This is a genomic window from Saccharopolyspora sp. 6V (assembly GCF_020176785.1).
In the GTDB taxonomy this organism is placed as follows: Bacteria; Actinomycetota; Actinomycetes; order Mycobacteriales; family Pseudonocardiaceae; genus Saccharopolyspora_C; species Saccharopolyspora_C gregorii.
This window is the reverse complement of the sequence record NZ_JAIUKB010000094.1, coordinates 44,563-63,563: the sequence shown is the minus strand read 5'-3', so window position 1 is coordinate 63,563 and position 19,001 is coordinate 44,563. Positions and strand designations below refer to the sequence as shown.

General features: G+C 73.3%; 18 protein-coding genes and 1 pseudogene. 8 read left to right on the top strand and 11 right to left on the bottom strand.

What is annotated here, in order from left to right:
• Positions 1-268: 268 nt before the first annotated feature.
• The 4 genes from LCD35_RS19065 to LCD35_RS19050 form a co-directional block, all read right to left on the bottom strand.
• Positions 269-538 (bottom strand): hypothetical protein, encoded by a 270-nt coding sequence (locus LCD35_RS19065; RefSeq protein ID WP_224955523.1) that lies wholly within the window; start codon positions 536-538, stop codon positions 269-271.
• A 14-nt stretch (positions 539-552) separates the two neighbouring features.
• Positions 553-1,896, bottom strand: a complete 1,344-nt coding sequence (locus LCD35_RS19060) for a TRAP transporter large permease subunit (protein ID WP_224966037.1) — start codon at positions 1,894-1,896, stop codon at positions 553-555.
• Between the two features lie 111 nt (positions 1,897-2,007).
• A complete protein-coding gene (locus LCD35_RS19055; RefSeq protein ID WP_224955525.1) occupies positions 2,008-2,844 on the bottom strand; it encodes a CoA ester lyase in 837 nt (278 codons plus the stop codon).
• Positions 2,841-4,028 (bottom strand): CaiB/BaiF CoA-transferase family protein, encoded by a 1,188-nt coding sequence (locus LCD35_RS19050; RefSeq protein ID WP_224955628.1) that lies wholly within the window; start codon positions 4,026-4,028, stop codon positions 2,841-2,843. Before LCD35_RS19050 ends, LCD35_RS19055 begins: the two co-directional genes overlap by 4 nt.
• Before the next feature lie 154 nt (positions 4,029-4,182).
• Here LCD35_RS19050 and LCD35_RS19045 point away from each other — a divergent pair, with 154 nt between their 5' ends.
• Together LCD35_RS19045 and LCD35_RS19040 are read left to right on the top strand one after the other, a co-directional pair.
• Entirely contained in the window at positions 4,183-4,815 is a 633-nt protein-coding gene (locus tag LCD35_RS19045; protein WP_225044585.1) for a GntR family transcriptional regulator, read from the top strand.
• 140 nt (positions 4,816-4,955) lie between these two features.
• Positions 4,956-5,357 carry a hypothetical protein gene (locus LCD35_RS19040; RefSeq protein WP_224955527.1) on the top strand — a complete coding sequence of 134 codons (402 nt, stop codon included), beginning with the start codon at positions 4,956-4,958 and terminating at the stop codon, positions 5,355-5,357.
• On the opposite strand, the gene LCD35_RS19035 is transcribed toward LCD35_RS19040, so the two are convergent.
• Both LCD35_RS19035 and LCD35_RS19030 read right to left on the bottom strand, forming a co-directional pair.
• Positions 5,354-6,139: an alpha/beta fold hydrolase gene (locus LCD35_RS19035; RefSeq protein ID WP_224955528.1), complete on the bottom strand. Its 786-nt coding sequence runs from the start codon at positions 6,137-6,139 to the stop codon at positions 5,354-5,356. The two genes, LCD35_RS19040 and LCD35_RS19035, sit on opposite strands and share 4 nt — an antisense overlap.
• A 196-nt stretch (positions 6,140-6,335) precedes the next feature.
• Positions 6,336-6,740 (bottom strand): cold-shock protein, encoded by a 405-nt coding sequence (locus tag LCD35_RS19030; RefSeq protein ID WP_224955529.1) that lies wholly within the window; start codon positions 6,738-6,740, stop codon positions 6,336-6,338.
• 315 nt (positions 6,741-7,055) lie between these two features.
• Between LCD35_RS19030 and LCD35_RS19025 the strand changes: the two genes are divergently transcribed.
• Complete coding sequence (locus tag LCD35_RS19025; RefSeq protein WP_224955629.1) at positions 7,056-7,499, top strand: MarR family winged helix-turn-helix transcriptional regulator; 444 nt, start codon at positions 7,056-7,058, stop codon at positions 7,497-7,499.
• Positions 7,500-7,606: 107 nt separating this feature from the next.
• Positions 7,607-9,067, top strand: coding sequence for an aldehyde dehydrogenase family protein (locus LCD35_RS19020; protein WP_224955530.1), 1,461 nt, complete (start codon positions 7,607-7,609; stop codon positions 9,065-9,067).
• Between the two features lie 69 nt (positions 9,068-9,136).
• Here LCD35_RS19020 and LCD35_RS19015 read toward each other — a convergent pair whose 3' ends face one another.
• Positions 9,137-10,624, bottom strand: coding sequence for a long-chain fatty acid--CoA ligase (locus tag LCD35_RS19015; protein WP_224955531.1), 1,488 nt, complete (start codon positions 10,622-10,624; stop codon positions 9,137-9,139).
• 66 nt (positions 10,625-10,690) lie between these two features.
• Positions 10,691-11,560: a p-hydroxycinnamoyl CoA hydratase/lyase gene (locus LCD35_RS19010; protein ID WP_224955532.1), complete on the bottom strand. Its 870-nt coding sequence runs from the start codon at positions 11,558-11,560 to the stop codon at positions 10,691-10,693.
• A gap of 336 nt (positions 11,561-11,896) precedes the next feature.
• Here LCD35_RS19010 and LCD35_RS19005 point away from each other — a divergent pair, with 336 nt between their 5' ends.
• Positions 11,897-13,675: an FAD-dependent monooxygenase gene (locus LCD35_RS19005; protein WP_225044584.1), complete on the top strand. Its 1,779-nt coding sequence runs from the start codon at positions 11,897-11,899 to the stop codon at positions 13,673-13,675.
• Positions 13,676-13,737: 62 nt separating this feature from the next.
• Here LCD35_RS19005 and LCD35_RS19000 read toward each other — a convergent pair whose 3' ends face one another.
• Together LCD35_RS19000 and LCD35_RS18995 are read right to left on the bottom strand one after the other, a co-directional pair.
• Positions 13,738-14,268 carry a hypothetical protein gene (locus LCD35_RS19000; RefSeq protein ID WP_224955534.1) on the bottom strand — a complete coding sequence of 177 codons (531 nt, stop codon included), beginning with the start codon at positions 14,266-14,268 and terminating at the stop codon, positions 13,738-13,740.
• 98 nt (positions 14,269-14,366) lie between these two features.
• Entirely contained in the window at positions 14,367-15,077 is a 711-nt protein-coding gene (locus tag LCD35_RS18995; protein ID WP_225044583.1) for a TetR/AcrR family transcriptional regulator, read from the bottom strand.
• Here LCD35_RS18995 and LCD35_RS30325 point away from each other — a divergent pair.
• Positions 15,020-15,979: pseudogene (locus LCD35_RS30325) on the top strand (FAD-dependent monooxygenase); the annotation flags it as partial. The gene LCD35_RS18995 and the pseudogene LCD35_RS30325 overlap by 58 nt on opposite strands.
• Positions 15,980-16,067: 88 nt before the next feature.
• Positions 16,068-16,685 (top strand): FAD-dependent monooxygenase, encoded by a 618-nt coding sequence (locus LCD35_RS30320; protein ID WP_308011232.1) that lies wholly within the window; start codon positions 16,068-16,070, stop codon positions 16,683-16,685.
• An 87-nt stretch (positions 16,686-16,772) separates the two neighbouring features.
• On the opposite strand, the gene LCD35_RS18985 is transcribed toward LCD35_RS30320, so the two are convergent.
• Positions 16,773-17,900 (bottom strand): NDMA-dependent alcohol dehydrogenase, encoded by a 1,128-nt coding sequence (locus LCD35_RS18985; RefSeq protein WP_224977617.1) that lies wholly within the window; start codon positions 17,898-17,900, stop codon positions 16,773-16,775.
• Positions 17,901-18,292: 392 nt separating this feature from the next.
• On the opposite strand from LCD35_RS18985, the gene LCD35_RS18980 reads away from it, so the two are divergent.
• Complete coding sequence (locus LCD35_RS18980; protein ID WP_224955538.1) at positions 18,293-18,934, top strand: carbonic anhydrase; 642 nt, start codon at positions 18,293-18,295, stop codon at positions 18,932-18,934.
• Positions 18,935-19,001: the final 67 nt, after the last annotated feature.

Genomic DNA, 19,001 nt, shown 5'->3' with positions numbered 1-19,001 from the left:
GTGTCGTAGGAGCCCGTCCCGCGCACCCGGTCGTTGACCTCCGCGGTCGCCCCCGCGCGGGGCAGCGGCCCGGCCACGGAGTCGGCGCCCGCCCCCCCCCCCCCCCCCGCCGGCGCCCACCCCACCCCCGTGGGGGGGCACTTGCCCCCCCCCGGGCCCCCCGGGGGCCCCCCCCCCCGCCCCCGGGGGGGCACACCGCCGGCGTTCCCCCCCGCCGATCCCCCCCGCCCCCCCCCCCCCCCCCCCGGGGGGCGCGGGCCCCACCGCCTCAGTCCTCGCCGGATTTCCACGGGAACACGTAGGACATCGCGAACCCGAGCAGCCCGGTGACCCCGGCCGCGATCGTCGTCGGCGCGCCCAGCACGTCGACCGCGCCGGACACCAGCGCGGCGTTCCCGACCATGATGCCGACGGCTTGGACGAGCACCAGCGCGACGCCGAGCACCAGGAACACGACGAGGCAGACCTTGAACACCGGCATGCTGATCCGCTGCGCGAGGACGCGGGCGGTGCGGGGCTGGTGGGATTCGGGCGACATGGTTTCCCTTTCGCTCAGGCGGGAACGGGGAGCAGGCCGGTCGCGACGAGCACTCCGATGGCGAGGATCGGCAGCACGAACCAGAGGATGAGCCGCAGGAACGTGCGGGACGGGTCGACGCCTGCGATGCCGGTGGCGATGTAGATCGGTGCGGCACCGGGCGGGGAAGCACCCTCGGTCGAGGCGAAGATGAGGATGGCGGTGGCCGCGGCGGCCGGGGGTGCTCCGGCGGCGGTCAGGGCGCTGAAGGCGACGCCGCCGACCGCGGCGATGGTGGCGGTTCCGGTCAGCGGCGCCGCGATCACCACCAGCAGCAGCCCGACCACCGAGGCGACGATCCACAGCGGAGCCTCGAAGCCTTCCATGATCGCGGTGAGCTGCGCGACCAGTCCCAGCTCGCCCAGGCTCGCCGCCGCCGCGAAGGCGAACAGCAGGGTGGCGCCGATGACGGCGTAGCGCGAGGCCATGTTCCCGAGGTACATGCTCCACTCGCGTCCCGTGCGAGGCAGCCGCCGCCACGCCACGAGCAGCGTCGCGAGGATGGTCAGCACCGGGATCCACACGATGACGCTGATGTCGTCCGCCGCGTCGCCGACGCGGGATTCCAGGAACCGGACGCCGACATCGAGCGTCAGCACGACCGGGATCGCGATGCCCGCGTACACCAGCAGCGAGCCGAACCCCTGCTGCAACGCGATCCGCAGCGGCGCGATGTCCTCCCCGGAGATCTTCTCGATCCGGAACCGGCGGACCCAGCTGAACACCACGACGAACCGGTACAGCACCGTCCACAGCCCACCGGCGAACGCCGCGACGATGAGCTGGTCCGCGCTGAGCACCGGCGCCACCGCCGCCGAGCCCAGCAGCAGGAACATCGACGAGCTCGGCGGGATGGAGATCCCCAGCCCGGCGTTGCCCGCCACCAGCGACGCCGCCAGGTCGGGCCGCCAGCGCGACCGGATCATCCACGGGATCGTCACCGAGCCGACGGAGGCGGCGATGCCGGAACCGGACCCGGCGGGCCCGCCGAGCAGGGCCGCCGCCGAGGTCGACACGTACGCGGAACCTCCCCGGAGCCTGCCGAACACGGAGTTGAGCAACGTGACCTGCCGGTCGATGAGGCCGAGCTCGGTCATCAGGTAGCCCATGAACACGAACGCCAGCGCGGCGAACACGACCTCCTCGGAGAGCGCTTCGTCCAGCCCCGCGCGAGCGAGTTCCAGCGCGTCACCACCGCCGAACAGGCACACGGCGACGAATCCGACGAGCATCGCTTCGCCGATGTTGCGCTTCAGGACGGTGTTCCAGACGACGATGATCGCGATGTAGGTGATGAGTGCCCACACTGCTACGCCCACGACGAGCTCCTTCGAATCGTTGCGGGTCACCGGGAAGGTGAGCTGATCGGACGGGCGCGTCGTCGGGACCTGCGACGGCGGCGCCGGACTTCGGTGGCCGGCTCCGGCTTCTCAGCCGCGTTCGCCGAGCCGGTCCGCCAGCGCGAGAACGCTGCGGGCCTTGGCGATGACGGGCGCGTCGACGAACCGGCCGTCGGGCAGCGCCAGCGCGCCCTCGCCGCCGTGGTGCTCGGCCGCCGCGACGACCTCACCGGCGCGGGCGACCTCCTCGGGCGTCGGCCGGAACGCGTCCCGGATGACGGGGACCTGCCGGGGGTGGATGGCGGCACGCCCGAACATGCCGAGGGATCTGCCGTGCGCGCAGGACGCCCGCAGACCCGCCTCGTCGTGGACGTCCGCGTGCACCGACATCGCCACCGGGGGCAGGCCGGCCGCCGCGGCGGCCAGCACCAGCTGGAGCCGGAGGTGGTCGAAGGCGCGTTCGTCGGTGATGGACAGCTCCGCCGCGAGGTCCTGCTCGCCCAGCCCGACCCCGGCGACCCTGGGGTGCGCGCAGATCGCCGCCGCGTCGGCGAGGCCGCGCGCGGATTCCAGCAGCGCCTGCACCGGTGTCGGCCGGGTGCCGAAGGCCTCGTCGACGACGGCGAGGTCCCGGGCGCCGTGGATCTTCGGGACCCGCACCGCGTCCAGGCCCGGGCACTCGGCGAGCGCGGCGAGGTCCGCGCGACCGCGTTCCGTGGCGGGATCGTTGATCCGCACGTGCAGCTCCGGACCCGGCCTGCGCTCGGCCAGGTGCGCGCGGACGTGCTCGCGCGCGACGTCCTTGTGCTCCGCGCCGACCGCGTCCTCCAGGTCGAGGATCACCACGTCGGCGCCGCTGGCCGCGGCCTTGCCGAACCGCTCCGGACGATCGCCGGGTACGTAGAGGGAGCACACCGGCGGCGTCATGCCACGACCCCGCTCTCCCGCAGCTCGGCGATCCGCTCGGGCGAGTAGGACAGTTCGGCGAGCACGTCGTCGGTGTGCTTGCCCAGCGGTGGGCCGAGCCAGCGCACTTCGCCGGGCGTGTCGGACAGCCGGAACAGGACGTTCTGCACGGTGGTGGCGCCGAGTTCCTCGTCGTCGAGCTCGACGAAGGTCTCCAGCGCCGCGTACTGCGGGTCCTGCGCGATGTCGGAGACGTCGTAGACGAGCGCGATCGCCGCTTGGGCCTGCTCGAACGCGTCGATCACCTCGCCCGCGTCCCGTTCGGCGATCCAGGTGGCGACGGCCGAGTCCAGCTCGTCGACGTGCTCCACCCGCCCGCGTCCGTGCTGGAACCACGGTTGTTCCGCCAGGTCCGGCCGCCCGACCAGGTGCATGACGCGTTCGGCGATGGCCTGCGCGCTGGTGGAGACCGCGACCCAGCGGCCGTCGCGGGTGCGGTAGGTGTTGCGCGGAGCGTTGCTGCTGGATCGGTTGCCGGTCCGCGGCGGGATGGTGCCGAGCATCTTGTACGCGGTCATCTGCGGGCCGAGGATGCTCACGATCGGCTCGATGATGGCCATGTCGATGACCTGGCCGTGCCCGGTCTCGTCCCTGGCCCGCAGCGCCACCATGATCGCGTAGGCCATGGCGAGCCCCGCGATGCCGTCGGCCATCGCCAGCGGCGGCAGCACCGGTGGCCCGTCCGGTTCACCGGTGGACGCGGCGAACCCGCTCATCGCCTCGGCGAGCGTGCCGAAGCCGGGCTGCCGCGACATCGGGCCGTGCTGGCCGAACCCGGTCATCCGGGCGACCACCAGCCGCGGGTTGATCGCTCGGAGGTCGTCGGGGGAGAGCCCCCACCGTTCGAGGGTTCCGGGCCGGAAGTTCTCGACGAGCACGTCGGCGTCGGCGCAGAGCTCGCGGATGATCCGCTGGCCCTCGGGGGTGGAGAGGTTCACGGCGGCGGTCCGCTTGCCGCGTGCCAGGGTCTTCCACCAGAGGCCGACGCCGTCGGCGGAAGCTCCGTGGCCGCGCGCAGGGTCACCGCGGGTCGGGTGCTCGATCTTGATGACGTCGGCGCCGAAGTCCGCCAGCAGCATCGCGGCGGACGGTCCGGCGAACAGGGTGGCGGCGTCGATGACGCGTAATCCGGCAAGGCTCGTCATGAGGATGCAACTTATAAGATGTAACTTGTAAGTCAATACCTCCGTCGTAGTCGGCCTAGGGCGGCGCGGGCCGGTGCGGGAGACTGGACGCCGGATTCGCCGGAAGCGAAGGATGGCGATGCAGTCAGGGGAACCGGCCGTGAACCGGCCACCGATGAGCAAGGCGGACTACGTCTACGACGTGCTGCTGGGGGAGCTGCGCAACGCCAGCATCCCGGGCGGCACGCCGCTGAAGGCGAACTCCATCGCCGAGCGCCTCGGTGTCTCGATCACCCCGGTGCGCGAGGCGTTGCGGCGGCTGGAGAAGGACCGCCTGATCAGCTACGAGAGCCACCACGGCGCCACGGTGATCGACCTCAGCGACGACGCCTTGCGGGAGTTCTACGACGTGCGGGCCGTCGTCGAAGGCCTCGGCGCCAAGCTCGCCGCCGAGCGGATCACCGCCGAACAGCTCGACGAGCTCCGCCGGATCCACCGCTCGATGGTCGAGGACGCCGAGCGGGGCGGCCACGAGCTGCTGGGCGAGCAGAGCCGCCGGTTCCACCTGCTGATCACCGACATCGGCGGCCCGGCGTTCCTCGGCAGGCAGGCCCGCGCCATCCGCAACAGCTACCCGGTGCCGGCGAACGCCTCGCTGTGGCTGGAACCGGAACGCGCGCGCGGCCACCTCGACGCGCACCGGCGGATCATCGACGCGCTGGCGGCCCAGGACGGCGCGACCGCCGAGCGGATCATGATCGAACACGTCCGGTTCAGCGGCGGCTACCGGGCGGACCGCCAGGGCTGACCCGGCGCCGGGAGCGGTAAACGTTCGGCCGGGGTCGGGTGGCCGATCGGCCGAGGCCTGCGGCCGGTCCGCTCCGGCAGGCTGAGCCGCCGAGGGGCCGGGAACCGCGCGGCCCGCCGTCCGCTGGAGGAGTCCCCGTCGTGCTGCGCAAGAGCTTCCGCACCGCCCTCGTCGTGCTCCTGGCCGGAGCGCTGCTGGTGGTGCTGGCGGTGGTCCTCATCGGACCGTCGTCGATCTCCTTGCAGGCGGAGGTCCTGCACGAGGAGCGGTCCCAGGACTCCGGGATGACCTACGAGTACGGCGGCGAGCACTACTCCAGCGACCTGCGGCTGCTGCGGGTCGTGCGCCCGACCGGGGTGGCGCACGAACTGCGCCTCGGGCCGCACGTCACGGACTACTACTACCCGGTGCTGCTCGAACTCGGCGCGGGCCGGGAACCGCGGGTCCGCGACGTCGGCTGGCTGCCGGACCGGGTGGTTGTGCGCTTCGAATCGGGCGAGTCCCTGGAGGTGCCCGCCGACAACTTCCGCAGCGTGCGCTAGGAACCCGCCGCGGCGAGGAAGTCGCGGACCGACCGGGACGCCTCCGCGCGGAACTCGTCGAAGTAGGCGTGCCGGGCGCCGGGCAGCACGTGCAGCGCGGCGTGCGGGATGCGTTGCGCCAGCAGTTCCGCGTTGACGACCGGGGCCAGCAGGTCCTCGTCGCCGTGCAGGACGAGGGTGGGCGCCTGGATCTCGGGGAGCCGGTCCCACGCGTCGTGCCGCGCGCTCATCCGCAGGTGCCGTCGCGTGGCGGCGGCCGTCATGGTCGGGTCGCCGAGCACGGTGCTGTCCTCCGGGGAACCCGTCCACGCGCCGGTGTACATCAGCTCGAACAGCGCGCGCCGCCGCTGCGCCGGGTCCGGGTTCAGCAGCGAGCGCCGCACCTGCTGGTCTCGTTCGACCGCGTGCTCGCCGCCGGGCGTGGTGCAGCCGAGCACCAGCCGGTCCACCAGCTCGGGCCGGTCGATGGCGAGCCACTGCGCGATCCGGCCGCCCATCGACGTGCCGTACACGTGCGCGCGGGCGACCCCGGCGGCGCGCAGCACCTCGGCGGCGTCGGCGGCGAACGAGCGGGTCGTCCAGTCCGCATCGGGTGCGGCGGTATCCCCGGTTCCCCGGTAGTCGAAGGTGATCGTCCGGTAGGTGTCCTCGAAGTCGGTGCGCACCTCGTCCCACCACCGCTGCGAGTTCGCCTGGCCCTGCAGGAGCAGCAGCGCGGGACCGTCCGGGTTCCCGCCGAGCCGGTGGTCGATCCGGGCGTCGGAGATGTCGAGTCGCGGCATGGTCTCAGTATCGTCCTCCGCTTTTCGGACGGACGGCCCGGTCAGCGCAGCGCGTGTCCCGCGAATTCGTTGGCGGCGCTGGGAAGAACGGGCCGCCGAGCGCGGGACGGCGCGCAGCGGGCCGGACGGCCACCCGCGGGCGAGCCCGGGCACCGGCGCCGCCCTCCGCAGGCCCCGTCCGCTGGCCAAGCGCCGGTCAGGCCTCGATCCAGTTGTGCCTGCGCGCGATGTCGGTCACCTTGCGGCGCACCTGGACGATCTGCGCGGCGGTGAGGGTGGGGGCGGCTTCCAGCAGCGCCTCGGTGAGTTCGGTGCGGAACTCGGGCACGGACAGCACGTCGCACAGCCCGTCGTCCTCCTGCTCGCGGCGCGGCGCGCGGGGTTCCGCGTCGGCCGCCGGTTCGAGCAACCGCACCTGCGAGGCCTTCAGGCCGCGATCGCCCGCTTCGATGGCGAACTCGACGCGGGCGCCCGGCCGGAACTGCTGCTTGGAGTCCTGGATGTCGTTCGCGTGCACGAAGACGTCCTCGCCGCCGTCGTCGGGCGCGAGGAAGCCGTAGCCGCGATCGTCGTCGAACCGGACGACCTTGCCGTTCACCATCGAGTGGACCCCCGGGAGTCGAGTGCTGAGCGGAGCTGGTGCGGCTCGCATAGTAGTGACGGCGACGCGAGCGGCCGGAACCGGCTCCGCCGATCGGCCGCCGCGGATGGTTCTCGCGGCAGACGCGGGACCACATCAGTCCACAGTAGACTTGCTGGGGCGGGCCCTGCTCGATGGAGATCAGCATTGCTGATTCGATATCAGGGTTCGCGATCGCGCGGGCGGCGCGGACGGAACCGCTGCGGAGGTGACATCATGACGCGGGTGAGCAGCCGAGCAGAGCGATCCGGTGCGGCCGACGGGGCCGACGCCGCGATCCCGCGTCCACCGTTGACGTTGTACCTGGTCAAGCGCCTCGAACTGGTGATCCGGGCGCTGCTGGACGACGTGCTGCGCCCGCTCGGGCTCACCACGCTGCAGTACACCGCGCTGACCGTGCTGCAGAACCGGGGCGCGCTGTCCTCGGCGCAGCTGGCGCGCCGCTCGTTCCTGCGGCCGCAGACGATGCACGAAATGGTGCTGACGCTGGAGAAGCGCGGCCTGATCACGCGCGGTCCGGACGTGCACAACAAGCGGGTACTGCTGGCCTCGCTCACCGAAGCCGGCTCGGAGCTGCTGGCCGAGTGCGCGCCGGCCGTGCTGGAGCTGGAGGACGAGTTGCTCGCCGATCTCAGTCCCGGGCAGCGCGAAACGTTCCGCGAGGGCTTGGAGCACGGGATCACCGCGCTGGCGGCGGTGTCCGAGGTGCGCCGCGCCTAGGTGTGCCGCGGTCGGGTGCCGGAGGTTGCGCCGAGCGCTCCTCATTCCGCGGGCCGACTAGTACGATTATCAGGGGCCCTGAGCAACGAAGCGGACGGGAGCGGACCATGGCACTGCTGGACGACGCGGACTGGACCGGCCGGATCTTCACCGGTAGCTGGACCACCGGAACCGGAGGAGAACCGCGGCAGGCCGTCGAACCCGCGACCGGCGACGTCCTCGGCGAAGTCGGCCGGGCCGCGCCGGAGGACGCCGCCGAAGCGGCCAGCCGCGCCGCCCGAGCGCAACGCGACTGGGCCGCCACCTCCCCGTTCGACCGCGCCGCGGTGCTCTCCCGCGCCGCCGCGCTGTTCGAGCGGCACGCCGCCGAGATCGGCGACTGGATCGTGCGCGAATCCGGCTCCACCCGGTTCAAATCCGGCATCGAGACCGCCGCCGCCACCGCCGAGTGCACCGAGGCCAGCGCCCTCGCCACCGCGCCGCACGGCGAACTGCTGCACTCGCCGATGCCGCGGGTCAGCGTGCAGCGCCGGGTGCCCGCGGGCGTCGTCGCCGTCATCTCCCCGTTCAACTTCCCGCTGATCCTGTCCATCCGCTCCGTCGCGCCCGCGCTGGCGCTCGGCAACGCCGTGCTGCTCAAGCCGGACCCGCGCACCGCGATCTGCGGCGGCGTGGTGATCGCGCGGATCTTCGAGGAGGCCGGGCTGCCGCCGGGCGTGCTGCAGCTGCTGCCGGGCGACGCGGACGTCGGCGGCGCCCTGATCGACGCGCCCGAAGTGCGGATCGTGTCGTTCACCGGGTCCACCCCGGCCGGCCGGGCGATCGGGGCGCGCGCCGCGCGGACCTTCACCCGAACCCACCTGGAGCTCGGCGGCAACAGCGCGCTCGTCGTGCTCGGCGACGTCGACGTGCCCGCGGCGGCTTCCTGCGGCGCGTTCGGGAACTTCATCCACTCCGGACAGGTGTGCATGGCCATCGGCAGGCACCTGGTGCACGAATCCGTCTACCAGGAGTACGTCGAGGTGCTCGCGGCGAAGGCCGACGCGCTGCGGGTCGGCGACGGGTACCGGGAGGACGTGCAGCTCGGGCCGATCATCGACCGCGGGCAGCTGGACCACGCCCAGGACCTGGTGCGGCGCAGCGCCGGATCCGGGGCCCGGCTGGTCGCGGGCGGCACGCACGAGGGGCTGTTCCACCGGCCCACGGTCCTCGCCGACTGCACCGGCGACACCCCCGCCTACGCGGAGGAGGTGTTCGGGCCGGTCGCCTGCGTCCGCCCGTTCTCCGACGTGGACGAGGCGGTGGCGCTCGCCGCGGACAGCGAGTTCGGGCTCAGCCTCGGCGTGCTCGGCGCCGATCTGGGGGAGGCGATGGCCATCGCGGGCCGCATCCCGTCCGGCCAGGTGCACATCAACGACCAGACGTTCAACGACGACGCGGGCGCGCCCTTCGGCGGGGTCGGGGCGTCCGGCTCCTCGCGCGTCGGCGGCGCCCGCGCCAACGCCGAGGCGTTCACCGAGACCCAGTGGCTCACCCTCCGCCGCCAGGCCCCGACCTACCCGTTCTGACCCCGACCCACCCGTTCCGATCGCGATCCGGCGTTCCGCCGGGGTGTGCGGCCCGCCCGCCCGCGCGGTTCAGCCGCCGTGGCGGGCGCGGACCTCCGCCTTGCGGACCTTGCCGGACCCGGTGGTGGGGAGTTCGGCGGCGAAGCGCACCGACCGCGGCACCTTGTACCCGGCGAGCCGCCCGCGCAGGTGCGCCAGCAGCTCCGCCGGATCGACCGAGGCGCCCTCCTCCGGCACGACCACGGCGCGGCCCACCTCGCCCCACCGCTCGTCCGGGACGCCGATCACCGCGCAGGCGGCGACGCCCGGGAAGGCGTGGATCTCGTTCTCCACCTCGGCCGGGTGCACGTTCTCCCCGCCGGAGATGTACACGTCCTTGAGCCGGTCCACGATCCGCACGCAGCCGTCCTCGTCCACGGTCGCCACGTCGCCGGAGTGGAACCAGCCGTCGCGCAGCACCGCAGCGGTCTCGGCGGGCAGCCCCCAGTACCCGGGCATCACGTTCGGCCCGCTCACCACGACCTCGCCGCGCTCGCCGGGCCCGGCCTCGGTCCCGTCGCCGTCCACCACGCGCACGTCGGTGAAGAACGACGGCACCCCGGCCGAGCCGATCTTGGTGGTCAGGTGCTCGCGGTCCAGCAGCAGCGCGCCGGGCGCGGTCTCGGTCATGCCGTAGCCCTGCACGAAGCTCAGCCCCCGCGCCAGGTACCGCTCGATCGTCCTGGTGGGCACCGGGGATCCGCCGCACAGCAGCGTCCGCACCCCGGACAGGTCGGTCGCGTCCCACCGCTCGTGGGCGGCGAGCGCGTCGTACATGGCGGGCACCCCGAACATCAACGTCACCCGCTCGCGCTCGATCGCGGCCAGCGCCGCCGCCGGATCGAAGGACGAGTGCAGCACCACCGTCCCGCCCTTGAGCAGCGTCGGCAGGCACACCATGCCGAGCGCGGCGGCGTGGAACAGGGGAGCGGCGACCAGCGCGCGTTCGTCGGCGGCCAGATCGGTCTCCACGAGCACGTTGACGCAGTTCCAGGTGAGGTTCCCGTGCGTGAGCACCACGCCCTTGGGGCGCCCGGTGGAACCGGAGGTGTACATGATCAGGCACGGGTCGTCCGGGCGCACCGGTTGGTCGACCACGTCGGCTCCGCCCGCGTGCTCGACGTTCCCGTCGGCGTCGACGAGAACGCGGCGGGCGCGGGTGCCGAGCGCGGCGGCGGTGGCGGCGTGCTCGGCGGTGTGCACGAGCAGCACCGCCCCCGCGTCGTCGAGGACGACGTCCAGTTCCGGTGCGGTGAGCCGGAAGTTCAGCGGGACGAACACCGCGCCGATCCGTCCGCAGGCGAACAGGACCTCCAGGTACGCCGGGTGGTTCGGCCCCAGGTAGGCGACCCGGTCGCCCTGGCGCACGCCGGCGCGGCGCAGGCCGTCCGCGAGTCGCCGCACCCGCTCGGCGAGTTCGGCGTACGTGGTGGTCCGGTCGCCGTGGCGCAGGGCGATCCGGTGCGGTGTCATCCTGGCCCGCCGGTCGGGCCAGGACCCGAGCCCCTGGTTTCGCAACGGTGCACCTTTCGCCGAGCGCCCACCGGGCGCGGGAGGAGGATCTCGCGCCGCGGTGGGCGAGTGCTACCTGTTCGAGTCGAAGGCGCCCAGGCCCGGCCGGTAGGCCTTCTCGTCCAGGAACTGGCTGAGCCCCTGCGCGCGCGCCCCGGCCTGGTCGGCGAACTGGGACTGGTCGAGCTTGGCGTAGAGGTAGTCCTCGGCCTGGTCCCACGGCATGTCCGCGGCGACCTTGTAGCCGACCTTCGCGGCGTGCAGCACCACCTGGTTCATCGAGGCGAGCTTGAGCGCGAGCTCCCGCGTCCGCTCCCGCAGGCGTTCGGCGGGCACCGCCTCGTTGACGAGCCGCATCCGCGCCGCCTCGGCGCCGTCGAAGGGTTCGCCGGTGAGGATGTGGTACAGCGCGTCGCGCTGGCTGACGGTGGCCGCGAGCGCCCTGCTGACGACGCCGCCGGGCGGAATTCCCCAGTTCACCTCGGAAAGCCCGAACTTCGCCCGCTCGTCGGCGATGGCGAGGTCGCAGGCGACGAGCGGGGTGAAGGCGCCGCCGAAGCACCAGCCGTTGACCATCGCGATGGTCGGCTTGATCCAGTGCGCGAGCCGCTTCCACTGCCATTCGGCGCTGGCGCGGCGGACCTTGGTCTGCACGGCGGTGCTACCGGTGGCGTCGACCTCGCGGAAGTACTCCTTGAGGTCCATGCCGGCGGAGAAGGATTCCCCGGCGCCGGTCAGCACCAGCACGCGGCAGCGCTCGTCGCCTTCGAGGTGGTCGAGCACCCGCACCATCTCGTCGTTGAGCGCCGGGTTCATCGCGTTGCGCTTGTCCGGGCGGTTGAGCGTCACCCAGGCGATGCCTTCGTCGAACTCCACCAGGACGGTGTCGCCCCAGGGTTCGGGGGTGCCCGGCCGCTGTTCGTCGTCCACCGCTGCGCTCATCCGCCACCTCACATGAATCAGGGTTCCTGATTCATGTGTAGCAGCGCCGCGGAAGACCGGTCAAGGTGGTCCTCGTCGTGCGCCGTGTTCAGGATCACGGTCGTCGGCCGGTGCCGCGCAGGAGCGGCGGCCGCGCGGTCACTTCGTGCAGAAATTGCTTCCTCGAAAGATGTCCGCTTCGAGTCCACAGTGGATGCCAGCTCGCCCGCGGCCGCGGAAGTCTTGATCGACTGGCGGGCTGCGGCTGTAATCAGCCGCGAACTCGGGTCGCCGGCCAGCCCGCGAGCAGGTACCGGCGGACCGAGCGCGTGCCCGCGTCCAGTGCGAAGGAAGCAGATGACGGTTCCCGACCAGCAGTCGGCCACCCGGACGGACCCGGTGCGGACCGAGGTGCTCATCATCGGATCCGGCCCCGCGGGCGCGTCCGCGGCGCTGTTCCTGTCCACCCTCGGGGTGGACAACGTGATGGTGACCAAGCACCGGTGGACCGCGAACACCCCGCGCGCCCACATCACCAACCAGCGCACGATGGAGATCTTCCGCGATGTCGGCATCGAGGAGCAGGTGATCGCCGAGGCCACACCGCACGAGCTGATGGGCGACACCGTCTTCTGCACCGCCATCGCGGGCGAGGAGCTCGGCCGCATCCGCACCTGGGGCACCCATCCCGCCCGGCACGCCGACTACGAACTCGCCTCCGCGTCGTGGAACTGCGACATCCCGCAGAACTACCTCGAACCGATCCTCGTCGAGAACGCGACCAAGCGCGGCACCCAGACCCGGTTCGCCACCGAGTACCTGTCGCTGCGGCAGGACGCCGACGGGGTCACGGCGCGCGTCCGCGACCGGTTCACCGGTCAGGAGTACGACATCCGGGCCCAGTACCTGATCGGCGCCGACGGTGCGCGGTCCCGGGTCGCCGCCGACGTCGCGCTGCCGATGCGCGGCGAGCTCGACATCGCCGGATCCCTGAACATCACCTTCACCGCCGACCTCGCCGAGCACGTCGCGCACCGCCCCTCGGTGCTGTACTGGGTGGTGCAGCCCGGCACCAACGTCGGCGGCATCGGCACCGGCGCGGTGCGGATGGTGCGGCCCTGGAACCAGTGGATGATCGTCAGCGGCTACGACGTGCGCGGCGAACCGCCCGTGCTCGACGACGCCGGCGCCACCGCCATCGTGCGCAAGCTGCTCGGGCTGCCCGAGCTGGACGTCGAGATCACCGGAACCTCGTTGTGGGGCAACAACGAGCAGTACGCGACCCGGTTGCAGTCCGGCCGGGTGTTCTGCGCCGGGGACTCGGTGCACAAGCACCCGCCGAGCAACGGGCTCGGCTCCAACACCTCCGTGCAGGACTCCTACAACCTCGCCTGGAAGCTCGCCGCCGTGCTGCGCGGGCGGGCGGGGGAGCGGCTGCTGGACAGCTACACCGCCGAGCGCGCCCCCGTCGCCGAGCAGATCGTGCTGCGCGCCAACAAGTCCGGCCGCGAGTTCGCGCAGTTCTTCGAAGCGCTCGACATCGCCGAACCCGGTCCGGAGGAGCAGCTGCTCGCCAACATGGAGCAGCGCAAGGACGCCACCCCGGACGGCGCCGCCAAGCGCGAAGCCCTGCAGCGCGCGATGGAGGTCAAGGACTACGAGTTCAACGCGCACGGCGTGGAGATGGGCCAGTTCTACGAATCCGGCGCCGTGGTCTCGGACGGTTCCGCCCGGCCCGAGCCGGAGCGCGACCCGGAGCTGTACTACCAGCCCTCGACCGTGCCCGGATCCCGGCTGCCGCACGCGTGGGTCGGGGACCGGTCCCGCCGGTACTCCACCCACGACCTCGCGCCCGCCGGCCGCTTCACGCTGCTCACCGGCATCACCGGGCAGGCGTGGAAGGACGCCGCGGACAAGGTCGGGCACGAGCTGGGCGTGCCGGTCGAGGCGGTGGTGATCGGGCCCGGGCGCGAGGTCACCGACCTGTACTTCGACTGGGCGCGGCTGCGGGAGGTCGCCGAGGACGGGGTGCTGCTCGTGCGGCCGGACAAGCACATCGGCTGGCGCGCGCACCGGCTTCCCGCCGACCCGGAGGCCGCGCTGCGGGACGCGCTGCGCGCCATCCTCGCGAGGTGAGCGTCGGCTGAGCGGGGTGCGGGAACCCGGTTCGCGCCGGATTCCCGCACCACCGCGGGAGATCACTCCTGCATGGACTTGGCGAGTTCGCCCGCGATGCGCAGGTCCAGCCCCAGCCGCTCGCGCAGCAACCGCACCACTTCGATCTCCGCCTTGTGCTCGATCAGCGGCCGCAACCGCTGGGCGAGCTCCGGTTCGCGCTCGCGCAGGTCCCGCACCACCTCGGCGTAGCTCGTGGGGTGTTCGTGCTCGGCGAGCCGGTCCACCAGCAGCTTGCCCTGCAGCAGCGACACCGCGGGGATCGCCTCGCGCAGCACCTTCACCGCCCGCACCCGGTCGTCGGCGCGCACCAGTTCCCGCACCGCCTGCTGGATGTCCGGCGCGACCGGGACCGCCCACAGCAGCTCGCGCTGGCGCGGCGCGCTGAACCCCTGCCGCCACCGCAGCCACTTGCTCAGCACCACGAGCACCAGGGCGATCCCCAGCAGCACCAGCACGAGCACGAACACGACGCGCATCGGATCGATCGGCGCGGCCTGCGCGACCGCGGGCGGCGCACCGGCGAGCACGCCGGGCGCGAGGAAGATCGGCATGGTCGGGATCATGCCCGAGCGCGCTCCGCGACGGCGGAACGGGTCCCGGCCGCTGGGCCGATCGCGGCGGGCCTCGACGACCGGACGGGGGAGCGCGTTCAGCGCCGTGCGAGGCCGTCGATCAGCAGCCGCACGGCGAAGTCGAACCGCTCGTGCCCCGTGCCGGCGGTGAGCTCCGCCGCGTGCCGGGTGGTGTGCGGGAATTCGGCGGCGGGCAGCGCGGTGAGCCTGCGCCGCAGCTCCTCCCGGTCCAGCACCCAGGCCGCGTCCTCGTGGGCCGCCTTCCGCCGCGCGATCGCCAGCTCCAGGCAGTAGGACGCCACGTGCAGCACCAGCGCGTCGACCGCCCAGGCGGCGTCCCCGGGCGCGGCACCGCCGGCGAGCGCGATCGCCAGCAGGCCTTCGCCGATCCGCGCGACCTGGCGGTCGGTGGGCGCGGCGGCGAGCGCGGCGCGGGAGATCCCCGGGTACTTCAGGTACTGGTCGCGCAGCTGGGCGCACACGTGGTGCAGCTGGTCCCGCCACACGTCCGGATCGGGTTCGGGGAGCGCGATCTCGCCGCAGAGCCGCCCGATGAGCAGCTCGTCGAGGTCCGCCTTGTTGACCACGTGGGCGTAGAGCGACGCGGGGCCGGTGTCGAGCGCGGTGGCGACCCGTCGCATGGTCAGCGCCTCGTAGCCCTCCGCGGCGACGAGATCGAGGGCGGTGTCGACCACCTGCTCCACGGTGATCGGGAGCGCGCGGCGCCGGGGTGCCGCTTCGGCGGCGCCGGGCTGGTGGCGCGCCGCGCGCCGGTCTCTCGGGTTCACCCGGTCATCCTAGCTTGACGCGAACAGCGTTCGTCCGTAGAACGGTGTTCGTGACTGGAGCGGATGCGGGTGTGGTGGTCGTCGGAGCAGGACCGGTCGGGCTGGTGCTCGCGGCGGAACTGGCGCTCGCCGGGGCGGCGGTGCTGGTGCTGGAGCGGCGCACCGAACCGGACGAGTCGATGAAGGCGGCGTCGATCAACGTGCCCACCGCCGAAGCCCTCGCCCGCCGCGGCCTGCTCCCCGCCGCCCGGCAGGTGCAGCGGGAGGTGCGCGAGCGGGCCGGCGCCCCGGTGCTCGGCGGCGCGCGGTTCACCGGGCACTTCGCGGGCGTCGTCCTCGAACCCGACCTGGTCGACTGGACGCGGCCCGAGCTCGCCGCGCACGCCGCCGCCGCGGACACCTGGCTGGTGCCGCAGCGCGAACTGGAAGGCCTGCTGGCCGACCACCTGGCGCGGCTCGGCGTGCCGGTGCGGCGCGGGGTCGAGGTCACCGAGCTCGACGACGCCGGCGAGGACGTGCTCCTCGGCACCACCGCCGGACCGTTCCGCGGCCGGTGGGTCGTCGGGTGCGACGGCGGGCGCAGCGCGGTCCGGCGCCTCGCGGGCATCGACTTCCCCGGCACCGACCCCGAACTCACCGGCTACCTGGCGGTCGCCGACATCGCCGAACCGGAACTGCTCGGCGAGGGGTGGACGTGGTCGGAGCGGGGCGCGTACCGCTGCGGACCGCAGCCCGGACGGCTGATCACCGCGGAGTTCGACGGCGGGCCCGCCGACCGCACCGCGCCGGTCGAGCTCGCCGACGTGCAGGCCGGCCTGCGGCGGATCTCCGGCACCGAGGTTACGCTGACCGCGCTGCGCGGCCCGGCGACCCGCTGGACCGACAACGCCCGGCAGGCCGCGACCTACCGCTCCGGCCGGGTCCTGGTGGCGGGCGACGCCGCGCACGTGCACCCGCCGTGTCCTGCTGGGTCGGGTCCGACATGCCGAGGTGGGCGACGCCGCGCACGTGCACCCGCCGTTCGGCGGGCAGGGGCTCAACCTCGGCGTCGGAGACGCGATGAACCTCGGCTGGCGGCTCGGCGCCGTCGTCGCCGGATGGGCGCCGGACGGGCTGCTGGACGGCTACGACGCGGAACGCCGCCCGCTCGGCGCGCGGGTGCTGGACTGGACGCGGGCGCAGACCGGGATGCTGCGCGGCGACCCGAAGTCCGCCGCGCTCCGCGAGATCGTCACCGCGCTGCTGCGCACCCCGGACGGCGCGACCTGGGCCGTGGAGCGCAGCTCCGGCGTCGCGCAGCACGTCGAGCTGCCGGGCGAGCACCCGCTGCTCGGCCGGTTCGCCCCGGACCTGCCGCTGGCGGACGGGACCCGGCTGGTCGACCACGGGCACGACGGCGGTTTCCTGCTGCTCGACCGCACTCCGGGGCGCGAGTTCGCGCGGGCCGCCGAACGCTGGCCGGGGCGGGTGCGCGCGGTCCCGGACGGTCCCGGTGCGCCCGCCGGCGCGCTGGTGCGTCCGGACGGGATCGTCGTCTGGGCCGCGGACGACGCCGGGGCGCCCGGCCTGCCGGAAGCGCTGCACCGGTGGGCGGGCGACCCGGAGTAGCGGGAGCGGCCCGCGACGCGGCACGGGCCTGCCGCGCGGGTGCGGCAGGCCCGGTGTCAGCGGCTCATCGGTTCGCCGTGCGGCGCCTCACCAGTCCGCGTCGGTGTAGCGGACGATGCCGCGCAGGTTCTTGCCCTCCCGCATGTCCTGGTAGCCCTTGTTGATCTCGTCCAGCGAGTAGGTGCGCGTCACCAGCTCGTCCAGCTTCAACCGCCCCTGCCGGTACAGCTCCAGCAGCCGCGGCACCTGGGTCCGCGGGCTCGCGCCGCCGAAGATCGCGCCCTGGATGCGCTTCTGCAGCAGCGTCAGCTCGAACATGCCGATCTTCGCGTCGGTGGCGGTCATGTCGGCGAGCGCGGTCACCACGACCTGCCCGCCCTTGCCGGTGATCGCCAGCGCCTCGGCCAGCTGATCGCCCTGCAGCTCGCCGACGGTGAGGATCGTGGTGTGCGCGAGGCTGCCCCAGGTGATGTCCCGCAGCGGCTCCAGCGCCTCCGCCATCGAGGCGAAGGTGTGCGTGGCGCCGAACTCGACGGCCTTCTGCCGCTTGAACTCCACCGGGTCGACCGCGACGACGAACCGCGCGCCCGCGGCGGCGGCGCCCTGCACGGCGTTGATGCCGATGCCGCCCGCGCCGACGATCACCACGGTGTCGCCGGGGCGCGTGGCGCCGATCTCCGTCGCCGATCCCCAGCCGGTGGAGACGCCGCAACCCAGCAGCGCCGCGGTCTCCAGCGGGATGTCGTCCTCGATCCGGATGACGCTGGACTGGTTGACCGTCACGTACGGGGCGAACGTGCCCAGCAGGCACATCGGCGCCACCGGCCGCCCCTGGTGCGTCACCCGGTGGGTGCCATCGGAGATGGCCTGCCCGGTGAGCAGGCCGGCGCCCTGGTCGCAGAGGTTCTGCATGCCCGCCGAGCACGGCCGGCACACCCCGCAGGCCGGGATGAACCCGAGCACCGCGTGATCGCCCTCCCGCAGGCCGGTGACCCCGGCCCCGACCTTCGTGACCACCCCGGCGCCCTCGTGCCCGCCGAGCACCGGGTACACCGGCACCGGCATCGCGTTGGTGCGCAGGTGCTCGTCGGAGTGGCAGAGTCCGGTCGCCGCGAGCCGCAACTGCACCTCCCCGGCGACCGGATCACCCACCTCGATCTCGTCGATGGCCCAGTCCTGGCCCGGTTCGTGGAGAAGGGCGGCCTTGGTCTGCACGATTCGTTCCTCCCGCGGGGCGTCGGCGGACAGCGCTGCTCCGCCGGAATGCGATGGCGTCGTCGGCATCGGGCCGGCGCAGGACGGTGCGCGCCGACCACGGGTGACCTGAATCTCATGCAGACCGTGTCATGGGTCGTAGTGGCAGGTCAACCGGTCAGCGCTGACTTCGTTGGGTGAGTGGAACCCCGTCGTGGCAGGCGGGATCCGCCCGTTCGGCGCATTGCTGATCCGCGATCGGATGTGCTGGTCAGGCCGGAGGGGCGGGCCGTGTGCTGGTCCGAACGGCGGCAGGCCCGTCGCGCTCCGCAACCGCGCGCGGCCGCCACGTCCGGCCCGATCGTGATCGCGCCCACCGCGGTGCCCGCCTGACCTCGGGTAGCTTGCTGCACATGCCCTTCAACGATCCGGACTCCCCGTCCCAGGCCCTCGATCTGCTGATCCAGGGCAACGCCCGCTTCGTCGGCGGGGAGCGGCTGCACCCGAACCAGGACGCCGATCACCGCGCCGCGCTGGCTCCCGGCCAGACGCCGTTCGCCGTCATGTTCGGCTGCTCCGACTCCCGGCTCGCCGCCGAGATCATCTTCGACCGCGGGCTCGGCGACCTGTTCGTGGTGCGCACCGCGGGGCACGTCGCGGGCGCCGAGGCGCTCGGCAGCATCGAGTACGGCGTCGGCGTGCTCGGCGCCCCGCTCGTCGTGGTGCTCGGCCACGACTCGTGCGGCGCCGTCACCGCCGCCTCGCAGGCCTACGTCGACGGGAACTCGCCCACCGGTTTCGTGCGCGACGTGGTGGAGCGCGTCTACCCGAGCGTGCTCAGCGCCCGCGCCGCGGGCACCACCGAGATCGACGACATCGTCGACGAGCACATCCGCAAGACCACCGAGTTCCTGGTGGAGCGCTCGGCGGTGCTGGCCGCGAAGGTCGCCGACGGCAGCTGCGCCGTGGCCGGGCTGTCCTACCGCCTGCACGAGGGCACGGTGCGCCTGGTGGCCGCGCACGGCGAGCTCGGCGAGCACCTCGTCGCGAACTAGTGCCCGCGGGGGGGCGGTCCGCAACCGGCGCCCCGACCGCGCTGTCCCGCCCGGACGTCGATGCGGC